The organism is Sphingosinicella microcystinivorans, from assembly GCF_027941835.1.
Taxonomy (GTDB): Bacteria; Pseudomonadota; Alphaproteobacteria; order Sphingomonadales; family Sphingomonadaceae; genus Sphingosinicella.
The window spans coordinates 1768891-1788172 of sequence record NZ_CP116005.1 but is presented as its reverse complement, the minus strand read 5'-3'; the positions used below and the strand labels follow the sequence as shown (position 1 = coordinate 1788172).

The 19282-nt window shown below is 68.4% G+C and carries 20 protein-coding genes; 11 read left to right on the top strand and 9 right to left on the bottom strand.

From position 1 onward, the window contains the following. From PE061_RS08765 to PE061_RS08745, 5 genes are all read right to left on the bottom strand, one after another. Positions 1–1041, bottom strand: coding sequence for a DUF1611 domain-containing protein (locus PE061_RS08765; RefSeq protein ID WP_271258710.1), 1041 nt, complete (start codon positions 1039–1041; stop codon positions 1–3). Between the two features lie 67 nt (positions 1042–1108). Continuing rightward, positions 1109–2257, bottom strand: coding sequence for a dipeptidase (locus PE061_RS08760; protein WP_271258709.1), 1149 nt, complete (start codon positions 2255–2257; stop codon positions 1109–1111). 87 nt (positions 2258–2344) lie between these two features. Continuing rightward, a complete protein-coding gene (locus PE061_RS08755; protein ID WP_271258708.1) occupies positions 2345–3631 on the bottom strand; it encodes a metal-dependent hydrolase family protein in 1287 nt (428 codons plus the stop codon). 45 nt (positions 3632–3676) lie between these two features. Then, positions 3677–4687 (bottom strand): dipeptide epimerase, encoded by a 1011-nt coding sequence (locus tag PE061_RS08750; RefSeq protein WP_271258707.1) that lies wholly within the window; start codon positions 4685–4687, stop codon positions 3677–3679. Then, positions 4687–6666, bottom strand: a complete 1980-nt coding sequence (locus PE061_RS08745) for a serine hydrolase domain-containing protein (protein WP_271258706.1) — start codon at positions 6664–6666, stop codon at positions 4687–4689. The genes PE061_RS08750 and PE061_RS08745 overlap by 1 nt, the downstream gene beginning before the upstream one ends. Positions 6667–6847: 181 nt before the next feature. On the opposite strand from PE061_RS08745, the gene PE061_RS08740 reads away from it, so the two are divergent. Further along, positions 6848–7492 (top strand): helix-turn-helix domain-containing protein, encoded by a 645-nt coding sequence (locus tag PE061_RS08740; protein WP_271258705.1) that lies wholly within the window; start codon positions 6848–6850, stop codon positions 7490–7492. A gap of 12 nt (positions 7493–7504) precedes the next feature. Here the strand turns inward: PE061_RS08740 and PE061_RS08735 are convergent, their stop codons facing one another. Further along, a complete protein-coding gene (locus tag PE061_RS08735; RefSeq protein WP_271258704.1) occupies positions 7505–8083 on the bottom strand; it encodes a PadR family transcriptional regulator in 579 nt (192 codons plus the stop codon). Between the two features lie 148 nt (positions 8084–8231). Here PE061_RS08735 and ccoN point away from each other — a divergent pair, with 148 nt between their 5' ends. Genes ccoN through PE061_RS08690 form a run of 9 tightly spaced genes read left to right on the top strand, consistent with a single transcriptional unit; the run spans position 8232 to position 16117 of the window. Continuing rightward, a complete protein-coding gene (ccoN, locus tag PE061_RS08730) occupies positions 8232–9890 on the top strand; it encodes a cytochrome-c oxidase, cbb3-type subunit I (RefSeq protein WP_271258703.1) in 1659 nt (552 codons plus the stop codon). An 11-nt stretch (positions 9891–9901) separates the two neighbouring features. Continuing rightward, complete coding sequence (ccoO, locus tag PE061_RS08725; protein ID WP_271258702.1) at positions 9902–10636, top strand: cytochrome-c oxidase, cbb3-type subunit II; 735 nt, start codon at positions 9902–9904, stop codon at positions 10634–10636. Continuing rightward, positions 10633–10794 carry a cbb3-type cytochrome c oxidase subunit 3 gene (locus PE061_RS08720; RefSeq protein ID WP_271258701.1) on the top strand — a complete coding sequence of 54 codons (162 nt, stop codon included), beginning with the start codon at positions 10633–10635 and terminating at the stop codon, positions 10792–10794. The genes ccoO and PE061_RS08720 overlap by 4 nt, the downstream gene beginning before the upstream one ends. Further along, complete coding sequence (gene ccoP / locus PE061_RS08715; protein ID WP_271258700.1) at positions 10787–11707, top strand: cytochrome-c oxidase, cbb3-type subunit III; 921 nt, start codon at positions 10787–10789, stop codon at positions 11705–11707. Before PE061_RS08720 ends, ccoP begins: the two co-directional genes overlap by 8 nt. Further along, a complete protein-coding gene (gene ccoG / locus PE061_RS08710; protein ID WP_271258699.1) occupies positions 11694–13157 on the top strand; it encodes a cytochrome c oxidase accessory protein CcoG in 1464 nt (487 codons plus the stop codon). The genes ccoP and ccoG overlap by 14 nt, the downstream gene beginning before the upstream one ends. Beyond that, positions 13154–13621, top strand: a complete 468-nt coding sequence (locus PE061_RS08705; protein WP_271258698.1) for a FixH family protein — start codon at positions 13154–13156, stop codon at positions 13619–13621. The genes ccoG and PE061_RS08705 overlap by 4 nt, the downstream gene beginning before the upstream one ends. A gap of 41 nt (positions 13622–13662) precedes the next feature. Next, entirely contained in the window at positions 13663–15750 is a 2088-nt protein-coding gene (locus PE061_RS08700) for a heavy metal translocating P-type ATPase (RefSeq protein WP_271258697.1), read from the top strand. Next, positions 15747–15902: a cbb3-type cytochrome oxidase assembly protein CcoS gene (ccoS, locus tag PE061_RS08695; RefSeq protein ID WP_271258696.1), complete on the top strand. Its 156-nt coding sequence runs from the start codon at positions 15747–15749 to the stop codon at positions 15900–15902. The genes PE061_RS08700 and ccoS overlap by 4 nt, the downstream gene beginning before the upstream one ends. After that, a complete protein-coding gene (locus PE061_RS08690; RefSeq protein ID WP_271258695.1) occupies positions 15899–16117 on the top strand; it encodes a hypothetical protein in 219 nt (72 codons plus the stop codon). Before ccoS ends, PE061_RS08690 begins: the two co-directional genes overlap by 4 nt. A gap of 22 nt (positions 16118–16139) precedes the next feature. On the opposite strand, the gene PE061_RS08685 is transcribed toward PE061_RS08690, so the two are convergent. The 3 genes from PE061_RS08685 to PE061_RS08675 form a co-directional block, all read right to left on the bottom strand. Then, on the bottom strand, positions 16140–16511 hold the full coding sequence (locus tag PE061_RS08685) for a hypothetical protein (RefSeq protein WP_271258694.1): 372 nt from the start codon (positions 16509–16511) through the stop codon (positions 16140–16142). A 143-nt stretch (positions 16512–16654) separates the two neighbouring features. Next, a complete protein-coding gene (locus tag PE061_RS08680) occupies positions 16655–17323 on the bottom strand; it encodes an OmpW/AlkL family protein (protein WP_271258693.1) in 669 nt (222 codons plus the stop codon). Between the two features lie 100 nt (positions 17324–17423). Beyond that, a complete protein-coding gene (locus PE061_RS08675) occupies positions 17424–18743 on the bottom strand; it encodes a radical SAM protein (protein WP_271258692.1) in 1320 nt (439 codons plus the stop codon). Positions 18744–18859: 116 nt separating this feature from the next. Here PE061_RS08675 and PE061_RS08670 point away from each other — a divergent pair, with 116 nt between their 5' ends. After that, positions 18860–19282, top strand: coding sequence for an NAD(P)H-dependent oxidoreductase subunit E (locus PE061_RS08670; protein ID WP_271258691.1), 423 nt, complete (start codon positions 18860–18862; stop codon positions 19280–19282).

The following is a 19282-nucleotide window of genomic DNA, read 5'->3' as shown; positions in this document are numbered from 1 at the left end:
TCACCCTATGCAATTCTCGACGAGGATTTGGAAGGTTTTTCCGCCCCGGATGGGGTCGGCGACGGGAAGGCCGAGGCGTTTGCTCTCCGCTGCCATCAGCGCCTCGGCTTCGGCCGCGTCCATGCCGCCCGTGTTGAACGCAAGGCCGCCGCAGCGGACCTGCGGGTTGGTCCGCCGCCCGAGCAGGAGGTTGAGCGCGATCGTCTCCTCGAGGCTCGGGATCGCATAGCCCGGCGCACCGAGGATCTCCGCCCGCCCCGGCTGGTGGCACACCACGATCACGTCCGGCTGGCTGCCGTGCAGAAGGCCCAGCGACACCGCCGCATAGGCCGGGTGGAACAGCGAGCCCTGCCCCTCGATCACGTCCCAGTGGTCCGCCGCCGCGTCCGGGCTCAGCACCTCGGCCGCACCCGCCTCGAAGTCCGACACCACCGCGTCCATCGGAATGCCCCCGCCCGCGATCATGATCCCGGTCTGGCCCGTCGCACGGAAATCCACGTCGAGGCCCCGCTCGGCGAACGCCGCCGCCAGCGACAGCGCCGTGTACTTCTTGCCGAGCGCGCAGTCCGTCCCCACCGTCAGCAGGCGCTTGCCCGTCCGCTTGCGCCCCGTCCCCACCGGAAGACCCGCAGGCGGCACGCGGACGTCGATCAGGCAGCGGCCATGCTTCTGCGCCGCCGCGGCAAGCTCCGGAACCTCGCCGAGCCGCACGTGCATCCCGCTGACGATGTCGAGACCCGCCTCCAGCGCCTCAAGCAGCGCAGGCACCCACGACGCCGCAATGCCGCCGCCGCCCGGCGCAACACCGATCACCAGCGAACGCGCACCCCGCGCATACGCTTCCGAAGGCGTCAGCACAGGAAGACCCGCCGTCACCGTCCCCGCCGCAAGACGGTACTCCCCAACGCACTTCTCGCCAGCCCAATCCCGCAAACCAAACGCCGTCTTCGCGTAACCACTCTCAACAACATCTCCCAAAAATAAAAGATAGGGGGTTGGAAGCCGCAACCGGGCGTTTCCGGGGAAAGACGACATGTGCATGGATACCCGTCAGTTTCTCGTGTCTAGAAGGAACGATCGGGCGCGACGCCGATCTCGCGCCCGGGCTTCATGCCCAGGTCGCCCCCAGCAACCGCCTGAAATTCCCTCCGAGGATGGCGGTGATGTTCTCGTTCGAATATTTGCGGCGAATGAGTTCCTCGGCGAGGTCGTAGGTCTTCATCGGGTGATCGAAGCCGTCCGTGTCGATCTTGTCGCGGAACGCGTAGCTCTCCTTGTAGCCGGCCTTCAGCATCTTGTACTGATCGGCGGGCATGTCGTCGTAGCCGTTGAGATCGGCGTCCGAACCGATGCCGACGTGATCGACGCCGATCAGCTTCACGACATGGTCGATGTGATCGACCATGTTGCTGATCGTCGTCGGCTCCTTCTCGCTCACGAACATGCGGACGCCGGTGATGCCCATCACGCCGCCCTTGGCGCCGAGCGCCTTGATCGCCTCGTCGGTCTTGACGCGCGGGTGATCGACGAGCGCGCGGCAATTGCTGTGCGTGATCGCGATCGGCCTCGGCGAGATGGCGATGGCGTCGAGCGTGGTGCGGTCGCCGCAGTGCGACACGTCGACCAGCATACCGACCTTGTTCATCGCCTCGATGATCGCGGCGCCGAAATCGGTGACGCCGCCGTCGACGCGCTCGGTGCTGCCGGAGCCGAGCAGGTTCTGGGCATTGTAGGTGAGCTGCGAGCAGCGCTGGCCGATCTCGTAGAACATCTTCACGTCTTCCGGCTTGCGGAAGTGCTCGGAGTTCTGGACGCCCATGATGACGGCGCACTTGCCCTCGCGCTTGGCGCGGTCGAGGTCCTCGGCCTTGCCGACGAGCGAGAACACGTGGGCGTTGCGCCCGGCGAAGCCCTGCCATGCGGCGATCCACGCCAGCGTTTGCGAATAGGCCTCCGGACCGCCCGTGCCGACCGCGTTGTGGAAGCCGGTGATGCCGCTCGCGCGGAAATCGGCGGCGTCCTTCTCGCTGAGCGGGCTCGCGTAATATTCGGGCCGGAAATCAATCTTGAGCGGCGCGAGCATGTCGATGACGAGCGACTGCTTGACGAGATCGATGGCCCGCTTCGAATAGGCCTTCGTCGCCGCGGCGTGCGCGCGGAACATGCCCGTGTTGATCATCGGAAAACCGGTCACGGCCGCTGCCGCCACCGCACCGCCGAGCAGCTGTCGCCGCGAAACCCCGGGCAATGCAGCCATCGCCTCTCTCCCTGTCTGGTTATGAATTATCCTGATCAGGACTATCAATCCTGATCAGAAAATTGTCAATCTGCGATCCCGGCACCATCATTGCGGGGCCTTGGCGACGGCGCCGCCCTTCATCACGAAGGCCGTGGCCTCCAGCGCCCGGATATTGGTGAGCGGGTCGCCTTTCACGGCCACGATGTCCGCAGCCTTGCCGGGCGCGAGCGTGCCGATCTCGTTCGTGAGCCCGGCGTGGTCCGCCGCCCAGACCGTGGCGGCGCGAATGGCCTCCAGCGGGGTCATCCCCGCCTCCACCATCAGCGCGAATTCCCTGGCGTTGTCGCCGTGGGCGGAAACGCCGGAATCGGTGCCGAACGCGATCTTCACGCCGGCCTTGTGCGCGCGGCGCAGCGCGTCGACCATCAGCGGGCCGACCTGCCGCGCCTTGGCGCGCACCGGCGCGGGCATCCACTCCGCGGTCTCGGCGCGCTGCTTCACCGTGTCCCCGGCGAGCAGCGTCGGCACGAGATAGCTGCCCTTCGCCTTGAACAGCCGGATCGATTCCGCGTCGAGGTACGTGCCGTGCTCGACGGAATCGACACCGGCGCGGAGCGCGGCGTTGACGCCGTCCGTGCCGTGCGCGTGCGCCGCCACCTTGCGGCCGAGCCTGTGCGCGGTCTCGACGAGCGAGGCGAGTTCGGCGTCGCTCATCTGCTGGCCGAGCCCGGCGGCGGTGTTGGACATCACGCCGCCCGTCGAGGCGGTCTTGATGACGTCGGCGCCGCTCTGCACGGCCTGCCGCACCGCACGCGCGCAGTCGTCCGCGCCCGAGCACAACGTCGGCGAGCGGTAGAGATCGAGAATCTCCTGCCGATAGCCGTGGATGTCGCCGTGGCCGCCATGCGCCGCGACGCCGCCCGCCGCGATGATGCGCGGTCCTTCGACCTTGCCCGCCGCGATCGCGTTGCGGAGGCCGTAGATGGCCTCCGGCTCGCCGCCGAGGTCGATGACGGTGGTGAACCCGGCGCGCAGCGTGCGCCCGGCGTAGACGACGCCGTCGAACGCCGAATCCGTCGCCGACTTGGTGAGCGCGTCGCTCCGTTCATTCGGGTTGGATTCGCCGGTGATGTGGACGTGGCTGTCGATGAAGCCCGGCATGACGAAGGCGTCGCGAAGATCGACGACCTTGCCCTCGCCGACATAGCCGTCGCGGATTTCGGCGACACGGCCGCCCCGGACGACGATGGTCTTTTCGGTCTCGACCCGGCCGGTGCCGGGATCGGCGAGCAGGCGCCCGGCCTGCACATAGGTGGCCGCATCGTCGGCGGGCGCCGCCGTCGCCGGTGCGATCGCAGCGGCGGCCAGCAGGGCCGGAAGAACAATTTTCATCACAACAAATCCCCCCGGTATCCGGAAAATCTCAGCTGAAAAATCTCAGGCGGCGAGGCCCCAGACGTCGTCGGGGCACCAGACCTTGCCGTCCTTGTAGACGACGCCCGGCCGGCGGTCCGCCGCGAGGAAGATCGGGCCGTCGAGATCGACGACGTCGCAGAGCTGGCCGAGCACGAAGGCGGGCGCCATCGCGAGGCTGCTGCCGACCATGTTGCCGACCATCACGTCGAGGCCGAGCTCGCGCGCCTTCGCCGCCATGGCGAGGCCCTCGGTGAGCCCGCCGCACTTGTCGAGCTTGATGTTGACGACGTCGAACCGCCCGACGAGGCCGGGGACGTCGGCGAGCGTCAGCGCGCTCTCGTCCGCCGCGATCGGGATCGGGCATTCGAAGCCGTCGAGATCCGCTTCCGCGCCGCGCCGCAGCGGCTGTTCGAGCAGCTTGACGTCCGTCTCGACGAGCACTTCGACGAGCGTGGGAAGGTCGGCGATGCCGAAGCCCTGGTTGGCGTCGACGCCCATCCAGCAGTCCGGCCGTGCGGCACGGACGGCGCGGACGCGCGCGATGTCGAGCGCGAGGTCGCCGGTGAGCTTGAGCTTCAGCGCGCGCGCCTGCGCGTAGGCGCCCGTCGCCGTCTCGGCCATCACGGCCGGGTCGTCGGCGCCGAGCGTGAAGGTGGTGAGCAGCGCGCGCGGCGCCTCCAGCCCGGCGATGTCCCAGATGCTGCGGCCGGTGCGCTTCGCCTCGAGCTCCCACAGCGCGCAGTCGACGGCGTTGCGCCCGCCGCCCGCGGGCATCACCTCCAGAAGACGAGCGCGGTCGATGCCGCGCTCGATCTCCGGACGGGCGGCTTCGATGGCGGCGCGCATCGCGCCGACATCGTCGCCGAGGTAGTAGACGCCGGAGGCCTCGCCGCGCCCCGTGTAGACGCCGTCGGAAAGCGTGACGACGACCACGGAGGACTCGGTGAAGACGTGTCCCGAAATCCTGAACGGTTTCGCCAGAGGCAGGGCCTCGACCGCAACATCCAGCGAAAGCTTTTCAAGAACCGGCATCAGAACTGGACTCCGAAGCTGATGAGATGGAAGGCGAACGCGGCCCAGAGGATCACGAGCGCGGCGAGAAGCACGAGGATGCTCCACAGCTTCGAGAACCAGCCGCGACGCCCCGTCCAGACGAGCAGCAGGTTCCACGCCGCCACGGCGACCATGCCGATGAAGGCGATCGTGCCGACGATCTGGAGCAGATACACCGCCCAGTCCATCGCGCCGCCGAGCAGGTGGAAGTCCCCCATCATCGAGACGAGCGTCACCGCCCAGCCGATGAGCACCACGGTCACCGCCGCCGCGAAGCCGCGGACGAGGCGGAAGACCTTGAGGTCCTTGCCCGTGAGGGGCAGCTGCGCGCCGTAGCGGCGGCGCACGACGGCGCCGATCGGCCACGACAGGGCGGTGAGGCCGAGGACCGCGAGGCCCGCGAGCACGCCGGGCGTCAGCCAGCCGGGCGAGGCGTACCACGCCGGGCGCTGCAGCATCATGATCGCCGAAATGGCGTCGATGCTGACCCAGTCGACCTTGCCGTCCACGAGCTTCGCCGCCATGCGGCCGTGACCGCCGACCTCTTCCCAGACGAAGGGCGCGGTTTCCACCCACTTCGACTGCTCGCCGCCGGTGTTCTTGAACGGCAGGACGAGATTGCCCTTGCCGTCGAGGCCGATCTTCATGCCGCCCGCGAGCTCGAGCGCCTTCATGAAGCTCGATTCCGCGCGCCGCGAGCTGATGTAGGTGCCCGCCAGCATCTTCGCGTGCTCGGCCGCGGTCTTTTCGTCCACGCCGGCCTTGATCGCGTGCTCGAGCGGGAAGTAGCGGTCGGCGAACCCTTCGAACAGGGTGTTGCGGATCGGACCCGTAACCCCTTCCTTGCCCGAGCTGTTCATCGAGATGAACAGGCCGACGTTCTCCTTCGGGAACAGGACGAGGTCGGAATGGAACCACTGCGTGTCGCCGCCGTGCGCGATCGCCGTCTGGCCGTTGATCCGCTGCTCGTAGAAGCCGAGCGCCATGCGGTTCAGCGGCGGCAGGATGGTGAGCGTCGTCGTGTGCATCAGCTTCGCGGTTTCGGGCGACAGCAGCGGGCCGCCGTCCGCGAGGTGCGCGATCATGAACTTCGCCATGTCCGCGCCGCTCGCGGCGAGGCTGCCCGCAGGCGCGAGGCCGACGATCTCATAGGGCTTGGGCTCGCCCGAGGCGGTCGCGTAGCCTTTCGACATCAGCGGCTGGAGCCGCTCCGGCAGGGGCTGGCGGAAGCTCGAATGCGCCATGCCGAGCGGCGCGAAGATGCGCTGGTCGATATAATCGTCGAACGACATGCCGGAGGCGCGCTCGACGATGTAGCCGGCAAGCGCGGTCGCGTAGTTGGAATAGGCCGGCGTCGTGCCCGGCGCGTAAATCCGGTGCGGCACCCAGCGCTTCAGGAGGTCGCCGAGCGGCGCTTCCGGCTTGCCCTTGGAGATCAGGCCGCGGATCTGCTCCTCGAAGCCCGCCGTGTGGGTCATGATGTTGCGCAGCGTGACGGGCTTGCCCTCGCGCGGCGGAATCCTGAAATCGAGGTAGGCGTTGACGTCCGTGTCGAGGTCGAGCTTGCCCTCCTGCACGAGCTGCATCACCGCCGTCCACGTGAACAGCTTCGACACCGAGCCGGGACGGAACATCGTCGTCTCCGGATCGACCGGCGTCCGCTTCTCCACGTCCGAATAGCCGTAGCCGCGCTGCGTCAGGACCTGACCGTCCTTCACGACGACGACGACGGCGCCCGCCACTGCGCCGCGCGCGAGCGCATAGGGCATGTAGCCGTCGAGCCACGCGTCGACATCGGCCTTGGTGAGCGCCAGCGCGCCCGGCACCGGAATCGGCACGGCGGCCGCTGCGGACGTCGTGGGCACGGGATCGACAGGCGTGGGCGCGGGCTGCGCCAGCGCGGGCTGCGCCATCAGGGCGACGGCGCCTGCGAAAAGGGATTTCAGTGAACCTCGCATATTCCCCCTCCAGAACTCATGTTGCCGCAGGGCGGCATGTTGGATTGCGTGTTCAGCGCGGACGATATACCGTGCGCGTGAACACGTTGTTTTGTCCCATACAGACAATAATGATCCTATTTAGAGAATTGTCAAACGGCATGATACACGAGGAACCTTCCCGCAGCGGCGAGGCCCGCGCGTGAGATCGGACAAACCGACACTCGGCACGCTGCTGCGCAGCCTCCGCACCCGCAACGACTGGACGCTGAAGGAGATGAGCGAGCGGAGCGGCATCCCCGTCTCCACGCTCTCCAAGGTCGAGCACGACCGCCTGACGCTGACCTACGACAAGCTCCTCCAGCTCAGCCAGCGCCTCAACATCCGCATGTCGGAGCTGTTCGCGGAAGACGACGCGCAGGAAGCCGCCGCCGTCACCGGCCGGCGCAGCATCGGCAGCCAGGACCGCGCGATCCGCGTGAAGACCAACAACTACGACTATTTCTACCTGTGCACCGAGCTCAGGCGGAAACGCATGATCCCGCTGGTGACGCGCATCCGCGCACGGTCCGTCGAGGAGTTCGGCGAGCTGGTGCGGCACCCCGGCGAGGAATTCGTCTACGTGATCGAAGGCCGCATGGTCGTGCACACCGAATATTACGACCCGATCGTGCTCGAGGCCGGCGAGTCGATCTACCTCGATTCGAGCATGGGCCACGCCTACGTCGTCGGCGAAGGCTGCGAGGAAGCGCTCACCATCGGCGTCTGCTCGGCCGCCGAGGGCGATCTCATGGATTCGCTGATGAGCCTGCACGGCGAGGAGCCGGGCGGCGTCCAGAAGGCCTGAGCTGCCGCGGACTCAGTCCCGCAGGGTTTCCAGCGCGCGGATCGTGTCGTCGCACCATTCGATCTGCGTGCGGGCGTCCCGGATGCCGAAATCGAGCGGCGCGAGCAGGTAGATCAGCGTCCTGCTCGTGCGCCCGGCGCGGATCGCGTCCTCGTAGCCCGCGCGGAACGCCTCGAAGGTCGCGAGGTCGTGCGCGAGCTGCCGCCGGTAGTCGGACAGGTGAGCGATCGTCACCTCCGGCGCGACATGGCGGCCGAAGAACAGCTTCAGTAAATACTCGTTTCGGATGCCCACGCTCGAAACCGGCGCGGCGAGCCAGTCCCCGAGCGCCTCCCGGCCGGCCTCGGCGATCGCGTACTTGCGGCTCTGCCGCCGGCCGCGGCCTTCCGCGCCGACGCATTCCACCAGCCCCTCGGCCTCCAGCTTCTGCAGGATCGGATAGATCTGGCCGAAGCTCTCGTTCCAGAAATAGCGGGTGCTGCGCGCGATCGCCTTCTTGATGTCGTAGCCGGAGCGCGGCCCGCCCGCGAGGAAGCCGAGCACGGCGAAGGCCGATCGGTTCTTGCCCAGTCGTTTCGCGGCATCCGTCATCGTGTGCGCCGTCTCTACCCGCTTGCGGCGGACCCGGCAATCAGCCGTCCGCCACGATTTGACGCAGGTCAATGTCTTGCCGGTCGGACAAGACCATGTCAGCCTCCAAACTGCGGCTTTCAGGCCGACAAAACGGCGGGGACCGGTTATGGAATCACTCACACTCAAGGCCTTCGGCTGGCTGGGCATCTCGATTCTCGCGATCATCGCGGTGGCGCTCTCCGCCGATCAGGGATTCGCGATCCATATGGCGATCATCGCGGCGGCGGCGCTCGTCACGCTCGCCGTCACGGTTTCGGGCGCGGACTACGGCGCCATCGCGCGCGGCATCCTGAGGGCGCCGCCCGACATGGGCCGCTACGACGACGATCCCGTCCGCTGGGGCGTGCTCGCGACCGTGCTGTGGAGCATCGTCGGCTTCCTCGCCGGGCTTTTCATCGCGCTCCAGCTCACCTTCCCGGCGCTCAATTTCGGCTTCGAATACACGACCTTCGGCCGGCTGCGCCCGCTGCACACGTCGGCGGTGATCTTCGCGTTCGGCGGCAACATCCTGATCGCCTCCAGCTTCTATGTCGTGCAGCGCACCTGCCGCGCCCGCCTCGCCTTCCCCGGCCTCGCCCGCTTCGTGTTCTGGGGCTACCAGCTCTTCATCGTGCTCGCGGCGACCGGCTACGTGCTCGGCATCACCGGCGCGCGCGAATACGCGGAGCCCGAATGGTACGTCGACCTGTGGCTCACCATCGTCTGGGTGGCCTATTTCGTCGTCTTCGTCGGCACGCTGGTGCGCAGGCGGGAACCGCACATCTACGTGGCGAACTGGTTCTACCTGTCGTTCATCATCACCATCGCGCTGCTGCACATCGTCAACAACCTCGCGATACCGGTCAGCCTCTTCGGATCGAAGAGCTACAGCGCCTTCGCGGGTGTGCAGGACGCGCTGACCCAGTGGTGGTACGGGCACAACGCGGTGGCGTTCTTCCTCACCGTGCCGTTCCTCGCGATGATGTACTACTTCGTGCCCAAGCAGGCGGAACGGCCGATCTACAGCTACCGCCTGTCGATCATCCACTTCTGGTCGCTGATCTTCCTCTACATCTGGGCGGGTCCGCACCACCTGCACTACACCGCGCTGCCGGACTGGGCGCAGACGCTCGGCATGGTCTTCTCGGTGGTGCTGTGGATGCCGAGCTGGGGCGGCATGATCAACGGCCTGATGACGCTGAACGGCGCGTGGGACAAGATCCGCACCGACCCCATCATCCGCATGATGGTGCTGGCGCTCGCCTTCTACGGCATGGCGACCTTCGAAGGCCCGATGCTGTCGATCAAGGCGGTCAACTCGCTGTCCCACTACACCGAATGGACCGTCGGACACGTCCATGCCGGCGCGCTCGGGTGGAACGGCATGATCAGCTTCGCCGTGGTCTATTACCTGGTGCCGCGGCTGTGGGGACGCCAGCGCCTCTACAGCCTCCGGATGGTGAACTGGCATTTCTGGTGCGCCACGCTCGGCATCGTCCTCTATGCCGCCGCGATGTGGATCGCGGGCGTCATGCAGGGCCTGATGTGGCGCGAGTACGGCGCGGACGGCTACCTCGTCTATTCCTTCGCGGAGGTCGTCGCGGCCATGTTCCCGCTCTACCTGATCCGCGCCGCCGGCGGGGTGCTCTACCTGCTTGGTGCCGTGTTCATGGTCTGGAACGTCTGGATGACGATCGCCGGCAGGCTCCGCGAGGAGAAGCCGCTGACCGAAACCCCCTACGACGCCGAGGCGGACCGCCCGCTCGCGCCGCAGCCCGCAGAATAGGACGCGCCCTCATGGCTTCCCGTTTCTTCGATCACAAACGCCTCGAAAAGAACGTCACCCTGCTTTCGGTGGGCGCCTTCATCGCCGTGCTCATCGGCGGCATCGTCGAGATCGCGCCGCTCTTCTGGATCGACTCCACGGTCGAGAAGGTAGAGGGCGTGCGTCCCTACACGCCGCTCGAGCTTGCGGGGCGCAACATCTATATCCGCGAGGGCTGCTACAACTGCCACAGCCAGATGGTGCGCCCGTTCCGCGACGAGGTGGAGCGCTACGGCCACTACAGCCTCGCGGCCGAAAGCATGTACGACCACCCGTTCCAGTGGGGATCGAAGCGCACCGGGCCGGACCTCGCGCGCGTCGGCGGCCGCTATTCGGACGAATGGCACGTCCAGCACATGATCGACCCGCGCTCCGTGGTGCCGGAATCGATCATGCCGCCCTACGCGTTCCTGAAGGACCGCCCGCTGAAGGCCGGCGACATGTCGAAGCACCTCGTCGCGCTCCGCCGCGTCGGCGTTCCCTACAGCGACGAGGCGATCGCGGCCGCGAACGACGACCTCAAGCTCCAGACGGACGAGTTCGGCGACCTCGAAGCCTTCCAGAAACGCTACCCGAAGGCGCAGGTCCGCGACTTCGACGGCAATCCCCGGCAGCTCACCGAGATGGACGCGCTCGTCGCCTATCTCCAGATGCTCGGCACGCTCGTCGATTTCGAAGCCGCCGCCGCGCAGGAGCAGCCGCGATGAGCTACGACGCGCTGCGCCACTTCGCCGACAGCTGGGGCCTCGTCTTCATGGGGGTCGTGTTCCTCGTGCTGATCGGCTGGACCTTCCGCCCCCGGGCGCGCGACCATCACCAGCGCGCCGCCAACATGATCTTCGACCGGGACGACCACAATGGCTGACAACAAACGCATCGACGAGCCGACCGGCACCGAAACCGTCGGCCACGAATGGGACGGCATCGAGGAGCTCGACACGCCGCTTCCGCGCTGGTGGCTGTGGCTCTTCTACATCACCATCGTGTGGGGGGTGATCTACACCGTGCTCTACCCGGCATGGCCGATGCTGGAGCGCGCGACCGCCGGCACGCTCGGCTGGTCGAGCCGGGGCGAGCTGAAGGCCGAGCTCGCCGCCGCCGACGCGAAGCTCGCACCCGTGCGGCAGGCCATCGCCGGCACGCCGGTCGAGGACATCCCGAACGATCCCCGGCTGCTGCAGGCCGCGGTCGCGGGCGGGCAGTCCGCGTTCAAGGTCCACTGCGTGCAGTGCCACGGCTCCGGCGCGGCGGGCAGCAAGGGCTATCCGAACCTCAACGACGACGACTGGCTGTGGGGCGGCGACATGGCCGCGATCCACTACACGATCGAGCACGGCATCCGGAACCCGGACCACGGCGAAACGCGCCTGTCGATGATGCCCGCGTTCGGCCGCGACGGCATCCTGACGCCCGCGCAGATCAACGACGTCGTCAGCTACGTGCAGCTCATCTCCGGAGAGGGCAAGGCGTCGAAGGCGACCGCGCGCGGCGCACAGGTCTATGCCGAGAACTGCGTCGTCTGCCACGGCACGGAGGGCAAGGGCGACCGCGCACAGGGCGCGCCCGATCTCACCGACGCGATCTGGCTCTACGGCGGCGACCGCGACGCGCTCGTCGCATCCGTCACCAACAGCCGGCAGGGCGTGATGCCGCGCTGGGGCCACCGTCTCGACCCGACAACGGTCAAGATGCTCGCCGCCTATGTGCACGCGCTCGGCGGCGGCGAGGCCCCCGTCGTCACCGCCGCGGCGGATGAACCCGGCAATGTCACACCCTGACACCCTGAAAGGCCTGAAGCCGCCGTCGCTCTACGAGGCGCGGAAGGGCGTCTACCCGAAGGCGGTGGACGGCACCTTCCGCCGCCTCAAGTGGGCGATCATGGCGATCACGCTCACCATCTACTACGTCACGCCGTGGCTGCGCTGGGACCGGGGTCCCTACGCCCCCGATCAGGCCGTGCTCGTCGATCTCGCGCACCGCCGTTTCTACATGTTCTCGATCGAGATCTGGCCGCACGAGTTCTACTACGTCGCGGGCCTGCTCATCATGGCCGGCATCGGCCTGTTCCTCGTCACCTCCTCGGTCGGCCGCGCGTGGTGCGGCTACGCCTGCCCGCAGACCGTGTGGACGGACCTGTTCCTCCACGTCGAGCGCTTCATCGACGGCGACCGCAACGCGCAGATCCGCCTTAAGAAAGCGCCGATGAGCGTCACCAAGCTCGGCAAGCGCACCGCGAAATACGCCGTCTGGCTGCTGATCGCGATGTCGACCGGCGGCGCGTGGATCTTCTATTTCGCCGATGCGCCGACGCTGCTGCGCGAGCTGTTCGCGGGCGAAGCCGCCTTCGTCGCCTATGCGACCGTCGGCGTACTCACCGCCACCACCTTCATCCTCGGCGGCTTCATGCGCGAGCAGGTGTGCATCTACATGTGCCCGTGGCCGCGCATCCAGGCCGCGCTGATGGACGAGAAATCGCTCACCGTCACCTACAAGGACTGGCGCGGCGAGCCGCGCACGCATGGGCTGAAGAAGGCGCAGACGGCGAACTTCGATGTCGTCGGCGACTGCATCGACTGCGACCAGTGCGTCGCCGTCTGCCCCACCGGCATCGACATCCGCGAAGGCCCGCAGATCGGCTGCATCACCTGCGCGCTGTGCATCGACGCCTGCGACAAGGTGATGACGCAGATCGGCCGCCCGCGCGGCCTCATCGACTACGTCACCGAGGAAAGCGCCGCGCTCGAAAGAGCCGGCCAGCCGCCGAAGCCCGTGATCCGCACGCTGCTGAGGCCGCGCACCATCGCCTATTTCCTGCTGTGGGGCGGCATCGGCCTCGCCATGCTGTTCGTGCTCGGGCAGCGCACGCGCATCGACATCAGCGCGCAGCAGGATCGCAACCCCATCTTCGTGCGCCTGTCCGACGGCCACATCCGCAACAGCTACACGGTCAAGGTCCGCAACATGGAGAACCGCCCGCGCGCGGTCGAGATCGGCATCGAGGGCCTGCCTGACGCGATCATGTGGACCGCCGAGGGCACGCGCGACACCGGCGGCCGCACGGTGCGCGTCGAAACCCCCGCCGACGCCGTCGCCAGGACGCGCATCTTCGTCGCCGCGCCCGCCGAGGGCGCGCCGCGCAACGACATCGTCTTCACCGTCCGCGGCCTCGACGCCGGGGGCGGCGAGGATAGGACCACCGTCTTCTTCGATCGGGAGACCAGCCAATGAGCCACCGTCCGGCCCGGCCTTTCACCGGGCGCCACATGGCCGTCATCATGGTCGCCTTCTTCGGCGTCGTCATCGCGGTCAACCTCACGATGGCGACGTTCGCGACACGGACGTTCGGCGGCACGGTCGTCGACAATTCCTACGTCGCCAGCCAGAAGTTCAACGGCTGGCTCGAGGAGGCGCGCGCGCAGGAGCAGCTCGGCTGGTCGCTCGACATGGCGCTCGACGATGACCGCCACGCCGTGGTCGCGGCGACGGCGGCGGGCGCACCGCTCGGCGGGGCGCGCGTTTCCGCGACGGCGCGCCACCCGGTCGGCCGCGCGCCCGACGTGGCGCTCGCCTTCGCCGAGGTCGCGCCCGGCCGCTTCCGCGCGGTGGAGCCGCTCCCCGCCGGGCGCTGGAAGGTCCACATGGAGGTCACGCAGGGCGCCTCCGTGGTGCGGCGCGTGGTGGATATCTTGTGAAGCACGAAACGCCCGTCCCGGCCGCAGGCTCCGCAACCGGCATGAAGGCCACGGTTTTCGCCGTGCCCGGAATGCGCTGCGCGGGCTGCATCGCGAAGCTGGAGAACGGCCTTTCGGGCACCTCCGGCATCGCCGCCGCGCGGGCGAACTTCAGCGCGAAACGCGTCACCGTCACCCACGATCCGGCGCTCGACGAGCCCTCGCTGAAGGCGATCATCGCGGACATCGGTTTCGATGCCGAGCCGCTTCCGAACGATCTCGTCGAAGACGCGGGCGCCGAAAGCCGTATGCTGGTGCGCGCGATGGCCGTCGCCGGCTTCGCGGCGATGAACATCATGCTGCTGTCGGTCTCGGTGTGGTCGGGCGCCGAGGGCGCGACGCGCGACATGTTCCACTGGCTGTCGGCGCTGATCGCGATCCCGACCATCGCCTATTCCGGCCGGCCTTTCTTCGCCTCCGCGCTCGCCGCACTCCGCCGCGGCCGCACCAACATGGACGTGCCGATCACCATCGGCGTGCTGCTCGCCGCCGGCCTCAGCCTGTTCGAAACCGCGATCAGCGGCCCCCATGCCTATTTCGACGGCGTGGTGATGCTGCTGTTCTTCCTGCTCACCGGCCGCTGGCTCGACAGCGTGATGCGCGACCGCGCGCGCGGCGGCGTCACGCAGCTGCTGCGGCAGACCGCGCGCGGCGCCTACGTGATCCTGGAGGACGGCCGCCAGCGCTGGCACGCGGCGCAGGCCCTCGCGCCGGGGATGCGTATGCATGTCGCCGCCGGCGAGCGCCTCGCGGCGGACGGCGTCATCGACGAGGGCGCGAGCGAATTCGACCTGTCGCTGCTGACCGGCGAGAGCGCGCCGCAGAAACGCGGCCCCGGCGACGCCGTGCTCGCCGGCACGCTCAACCTCGGCGCGCCGGTCGTGGTCCGCGCGACCGCCGTCGGCGCCGATACCGCCATCGCCGACATCGCGCGGCTGATGGAGACCGCCGGCCAGTCCAGATCGCGCTACGTCCGCGTCGCGGACCGCGCCGCGCGCTGGTACGCGCCCGCCGTGCACACGCTCGCCGCGCTGTCGTTCGCGGGCTGGATGCTCGCGGGCGCCGGCTGGCACCATTCGCTGATCATCGCGGTCGCCGTGCTCATCATCACCTGCCCGTGCGCGCTCGGCCTCGCCGTGCCCGCCGCGCAGATCGTCGCCGCGGGCGCGCTGATGCGGCGCGGCGTGCTGGTGAAGGACGGCAGCGCGCTCGAACGCCTGTCGGAGGTCAGCTCCGCCGCCTTCGACAAGACCGGCACGCTGACGCTCGGCCGCCCGACGCTCGTCAATCCCGACGCGGTGCGCGCCGCCGATGCGCCGGTGCTGCTGGCGCTCGCGTCCGCGAGCCGCCATCCGCTCGCCGAGGCGATCCGCCGCCACTTCGACGCCGCCGGCGTCGCGCCCGCCCTGCTCGCCGACGTCACCGAAACCCCGGGCGAGGGCGTCCGCGCGCGCTACCGCGGGCACCAGGTCCGCCTCGTCCGGCCCGAGGCATCGCGCGACACCGGCATGGCGAGCCGCTTCGTCGCGGGCGACACCGATGTGCTGCTGCGCTTCGAGGACGCGCTCCGGCCCGACGCGCGCGCGACGCTCCAGCAGCTCGACGCGCTCGGCATCGGCGCCACGATCCTTTCCGGCGACCGCACCGAGGCCGTCGCGGAAACCGCCGCCGCGCTCGGCATCGAGGCGGTCGCGGCGCTGACCCCCGCGGGCAAGCTCGGCCTCATCCGCGCGATGGCCGAAGACGGCGAACGCGTGCTGATGGTCGGCGACGGCCTCAACGACGGCCCCGCGCTCGCCGCCGGGCACGTCTCGATGGCGCCCGGCTCGGCGAGCGACGTCGGCCAGAACGCCGCCGACGCCGTGTTCCTCGGCGACAGCCTCTCCCCCGTCGCCGCCGCCGTCCTCGCCGCGCGGCGCACGATGGCGGTCGTCCGACAGAACTTCGCGCTCGCCATCGGCTACAACGTCATCGCCGTGCCGCTCGCGGTGATGGGATACGTGACGCCGCTGATCGCCGCACTCGCCATGTCGGGCTCGTCGGTGATCGTCATCGCCAACGCGCTTCGCCTCAGGAACGCGGCGGAGTGAACGGCCTCGTCATCCTCATCCCCGTCGCGCTCGGGCTCGGCCTCGCGGGGCTGGCGGCGTTCTTCTGGTCGGTGCGCTCGGGCCAATACGAGGACCTCGACGGCGCCGCCATGCGCGTGCTGCTCGACGACGAGGACGAGGCACAGAAATGACGCGCGGCCTCATCCCCATGCTGCTCGCCGCCTTCACGATGGGCGTGCCCGATGCGGCGCTCGGCTCGCAGCGGATGATGGAGATCTGCGGCGCGGGTGGCGCGCGCAAGATCATCGTCGTCGAGGGCGATCCGTCCGCGCCGCAGGATACGCCGCACTGCGACCGCAAGGCCTGCCACGCCGCCTGCCAGCGGAGGCTGTTCGGGCAGCGCTGATTGCCCGGCAGGCGATAATACGTCAGCCGAAATCCTGCTTCAGGGAAGTCTCCGCCGTGCAGGCTTGTGGAGGGGTAGCCCATCCATTCCCCCGTTTGAGAAGACGAATTGGAGAACCTTGCCTGCAAGCGGCAACTTCGCTTCGGCCAATGCGCACGGCAACGGTTGCTCCATCCTTGAGTTGAACCACGACGAGGGGCCTCTCCCCATATTCCGTCGCATATGTTCCGAAGCGAAGAATCCTGCCCTCCACCAAAGCGGCAGGTTTCGAAGCCAAGCTTGCACCATAGAAGGCGACGCCCGCGAATATCGCGATCATCCCGCCGAAAACCGCCAGCGCGCGCCAGGAGTCCTTCAGGGCAAGCAACCGTTGCCACCGGACGATCCGGTCCACCGTCTTCCTCGGCTGAGGCTGCGCCATTGTCACCTTATGTGCTCGGGTGAGAGCAGATGCAATGAACCGGGAAAGTACAACAGGGAAACCCCTTTCCGGACGTGTCCGGAAAGGGGTTTCCCGCCTGCCGATCCGACGAAATCTCAGAAGCGGAAGCCGACGCCCGCGCCGACGACGATCGGATCAATGTTGATCTTCACGCGCTGGGTCCCGGCCGCGGTGGTATCGAGCCGCGCGGTCGTATCGATGTCGATGTACTTGATGTCGAAATTCAGGAACATCTTCTCGTTGAGGTCGATGTCGATGCCCGCCTGCGCGGCCCAGCCGAAGCTGTCCTTCAGCCGCACGCGCGTCTCGCCGACGGCGCCCTCGAGCGCGCTCGACGCCTTGTCGTTGTAGAACATCGTGTAGTTGAGGCCCGCGCCGACATACGGGCGCACCTTGGCCTCCGGCATCAGGTGGTACTGCACCGTCAGCGTCGGCGGCAGCACCCACGTCGAGGCGAGCTTGCCGATGGTTCCGGTCGTGCCGGTCCTGCCGCTCGCCGTGTGCTTGGTGGTGGCGGCGATCAGCTCGAAGCCGATGTTGTTCGTCGCCATATAGGTGAAATCGACCTCGGGCGTGACGGCATTGTCAAGGCTGACCTTCTCGCCCGGGAAGGCGGGCAGGACGCTGCCGCTCTTCTCGTTCGGCGCAACGACGATGCCGCGCAGGCGGACGAGGAAGTCGCCGGCCGCCGCGTGGGCAAGATTCGGCGAAATCGCGGCCGCTGCGGCAATACCCAGCAGAAGCGCGGCCTTGGTACGGGTCATGAGGAATCCCCTTGCATAGGTTGACCCCCCGCGCATACGCCCGCTTCGCGACGCCACTTTGATCTGGCGCAAACAGCTGCAATTATCTGAACCGATGTGGTTATATTGCACTACTGAAGCGCTGCGCGTCCGGATGACGATGGGCATCGAAGCAGGCGGCGATCGCGCGCGCATAGGGCAGCGCGCCCTCCGCCAGCGAAATCGCCCTGTCGCCCACGGTGCACAGCCCCCGCTCGACGAAGGGTTGCAGGCGCTGCCGCGTGTCGGCATCGGGCGGCTCGCCCTCGAACGGCGCCCAGCCGCCGCACAGGATCGCCTCGATGACGGCGCCCCGCCGCCTATCGTCCGCGGTGCGGCAGACGCCGAGCGCGCCGGTGAGCTTCCCGTCGCCGGCGAGCCCGCGGTAGCGGCCGACGTTCTTCTCGTTCTGCACGAAGCGGTCGGGAAAGCTGCTAATCGCGGTGGCGCCGAGGCCGATGAGGACCGCGCTGTCGTCGTCGGTGAACCCCTGGAAATTCCGCCGCAGTCGTCCGTTCGCGGCGGCGCGGGCGATGCTGTCTTCCGGCAGCGCGAAATGATCGAAGCCGATCGCCTCGTACCCGGCGGCGACGAGCATCTCGTGGCCGCGCTCCGCCATGCGGAAGCGCGCCTCGGCGCCGGGCAGGTGCGTGCCGTCGATGCGCCGCTGGCGCGGGATGCGCGAGGGCAGGTGCGCGTAGCCGAACAGCGCGATCCGCTCGGGCCTGAGCCGCATCGCCTCCTCCAGCGTCCCGGCGAGATCGGCGTCGGTCTGCCCGGGGAGCCCGTACATCAGGTCGAAGTTCAGCGAGCGGACACCGGCGCGGCGCAGCGACTCCACGGTGCGCCTTATATCGTCCAGCGGCTGCACGCGGCCGATCGCCGCCTGCACGTGCGGCGCGAACGTCTGCACGCCGAGGCTGACGCGGCGCAGCGGCGCCATCGCGACGATGCGCTCCCATTCGGGCGTGTAGCTGCGCGGATCGAGCTCGATCGCCATCTCCGCGTCGAGCGCGCGGAAGGCGAGCGTCAGCCGTTCCAGCAGCCGCACGAACGCGATCGGCGGCACGGCGTTGGGGCTGCCGCCGCCGAAGGCGACGCGGCGCACGCGGCCGCGGCCCTGAAGCATCCGCGCCACCGTGGCGACCTCGCGGTCCAGCGCCTGCATGTAGGCGCCGAGGCGTCGACGATGCCCGGCCGCGCCCGTGTTGCAGCCGCAGTACCAGCAAATCGCGTCGCAATAGGGGATGTGGAGGTAGAGCGAGAGCGATGTCTCCGCCTCCACCGCTGCAAGGCCCTGTGCGTGGAACGCGGCCTCCACCGGGCGGAATTCCGCCGCGGTCGGATAGCTCGTGTAGCGCGGCACGGCGCTGCTCAGCAGTTCGGGGTAATACCTCCACATGCCGGCACTTTCCCCTCGCGCGCAATGCGGGTCATTGACGCAGGTCAATCGAAACCGGGCGCGCGGGAGCCGAATTGAAATTGTTCACAGGGACCGGCGGCGCTATACCGCCCGGTATGAGGGAAGACCGGATTGCCGACATCATCGCGGCGCACAGCCACCGCGAGGGCGCGCTGCTGCCCATCCTGAACGACGTGCAGGCGGCCTTCGGCTGCGTCGACGAAGACGCGGTGCGCGCCGTCGCCGCCGCGCTCAACCTCAGCCGCGCCGAGGTGCACGGCGTCGTCAGCTTCTATCACGACTACAAGGCGAAGGCGGACCCGCGTCCGGTGCTGAAGCTCTGCCGCGCCGAGGCCTGTCAGGCGCGCGGCGTCGAGGCGCTGGCGGCGGGCGCGGAAAAGGCCGCGGGCGGGCGCGTCCACATCGAGACCGTCTACTGCCTCGGCCTCTGCTCGGTCGGCCCGGCCGCGATGACGAACGGCGACGTCCATGCCCGCCTCGACGCCGCCCGCCTCGGCGCCCTGATCGAGGCGCTCTAG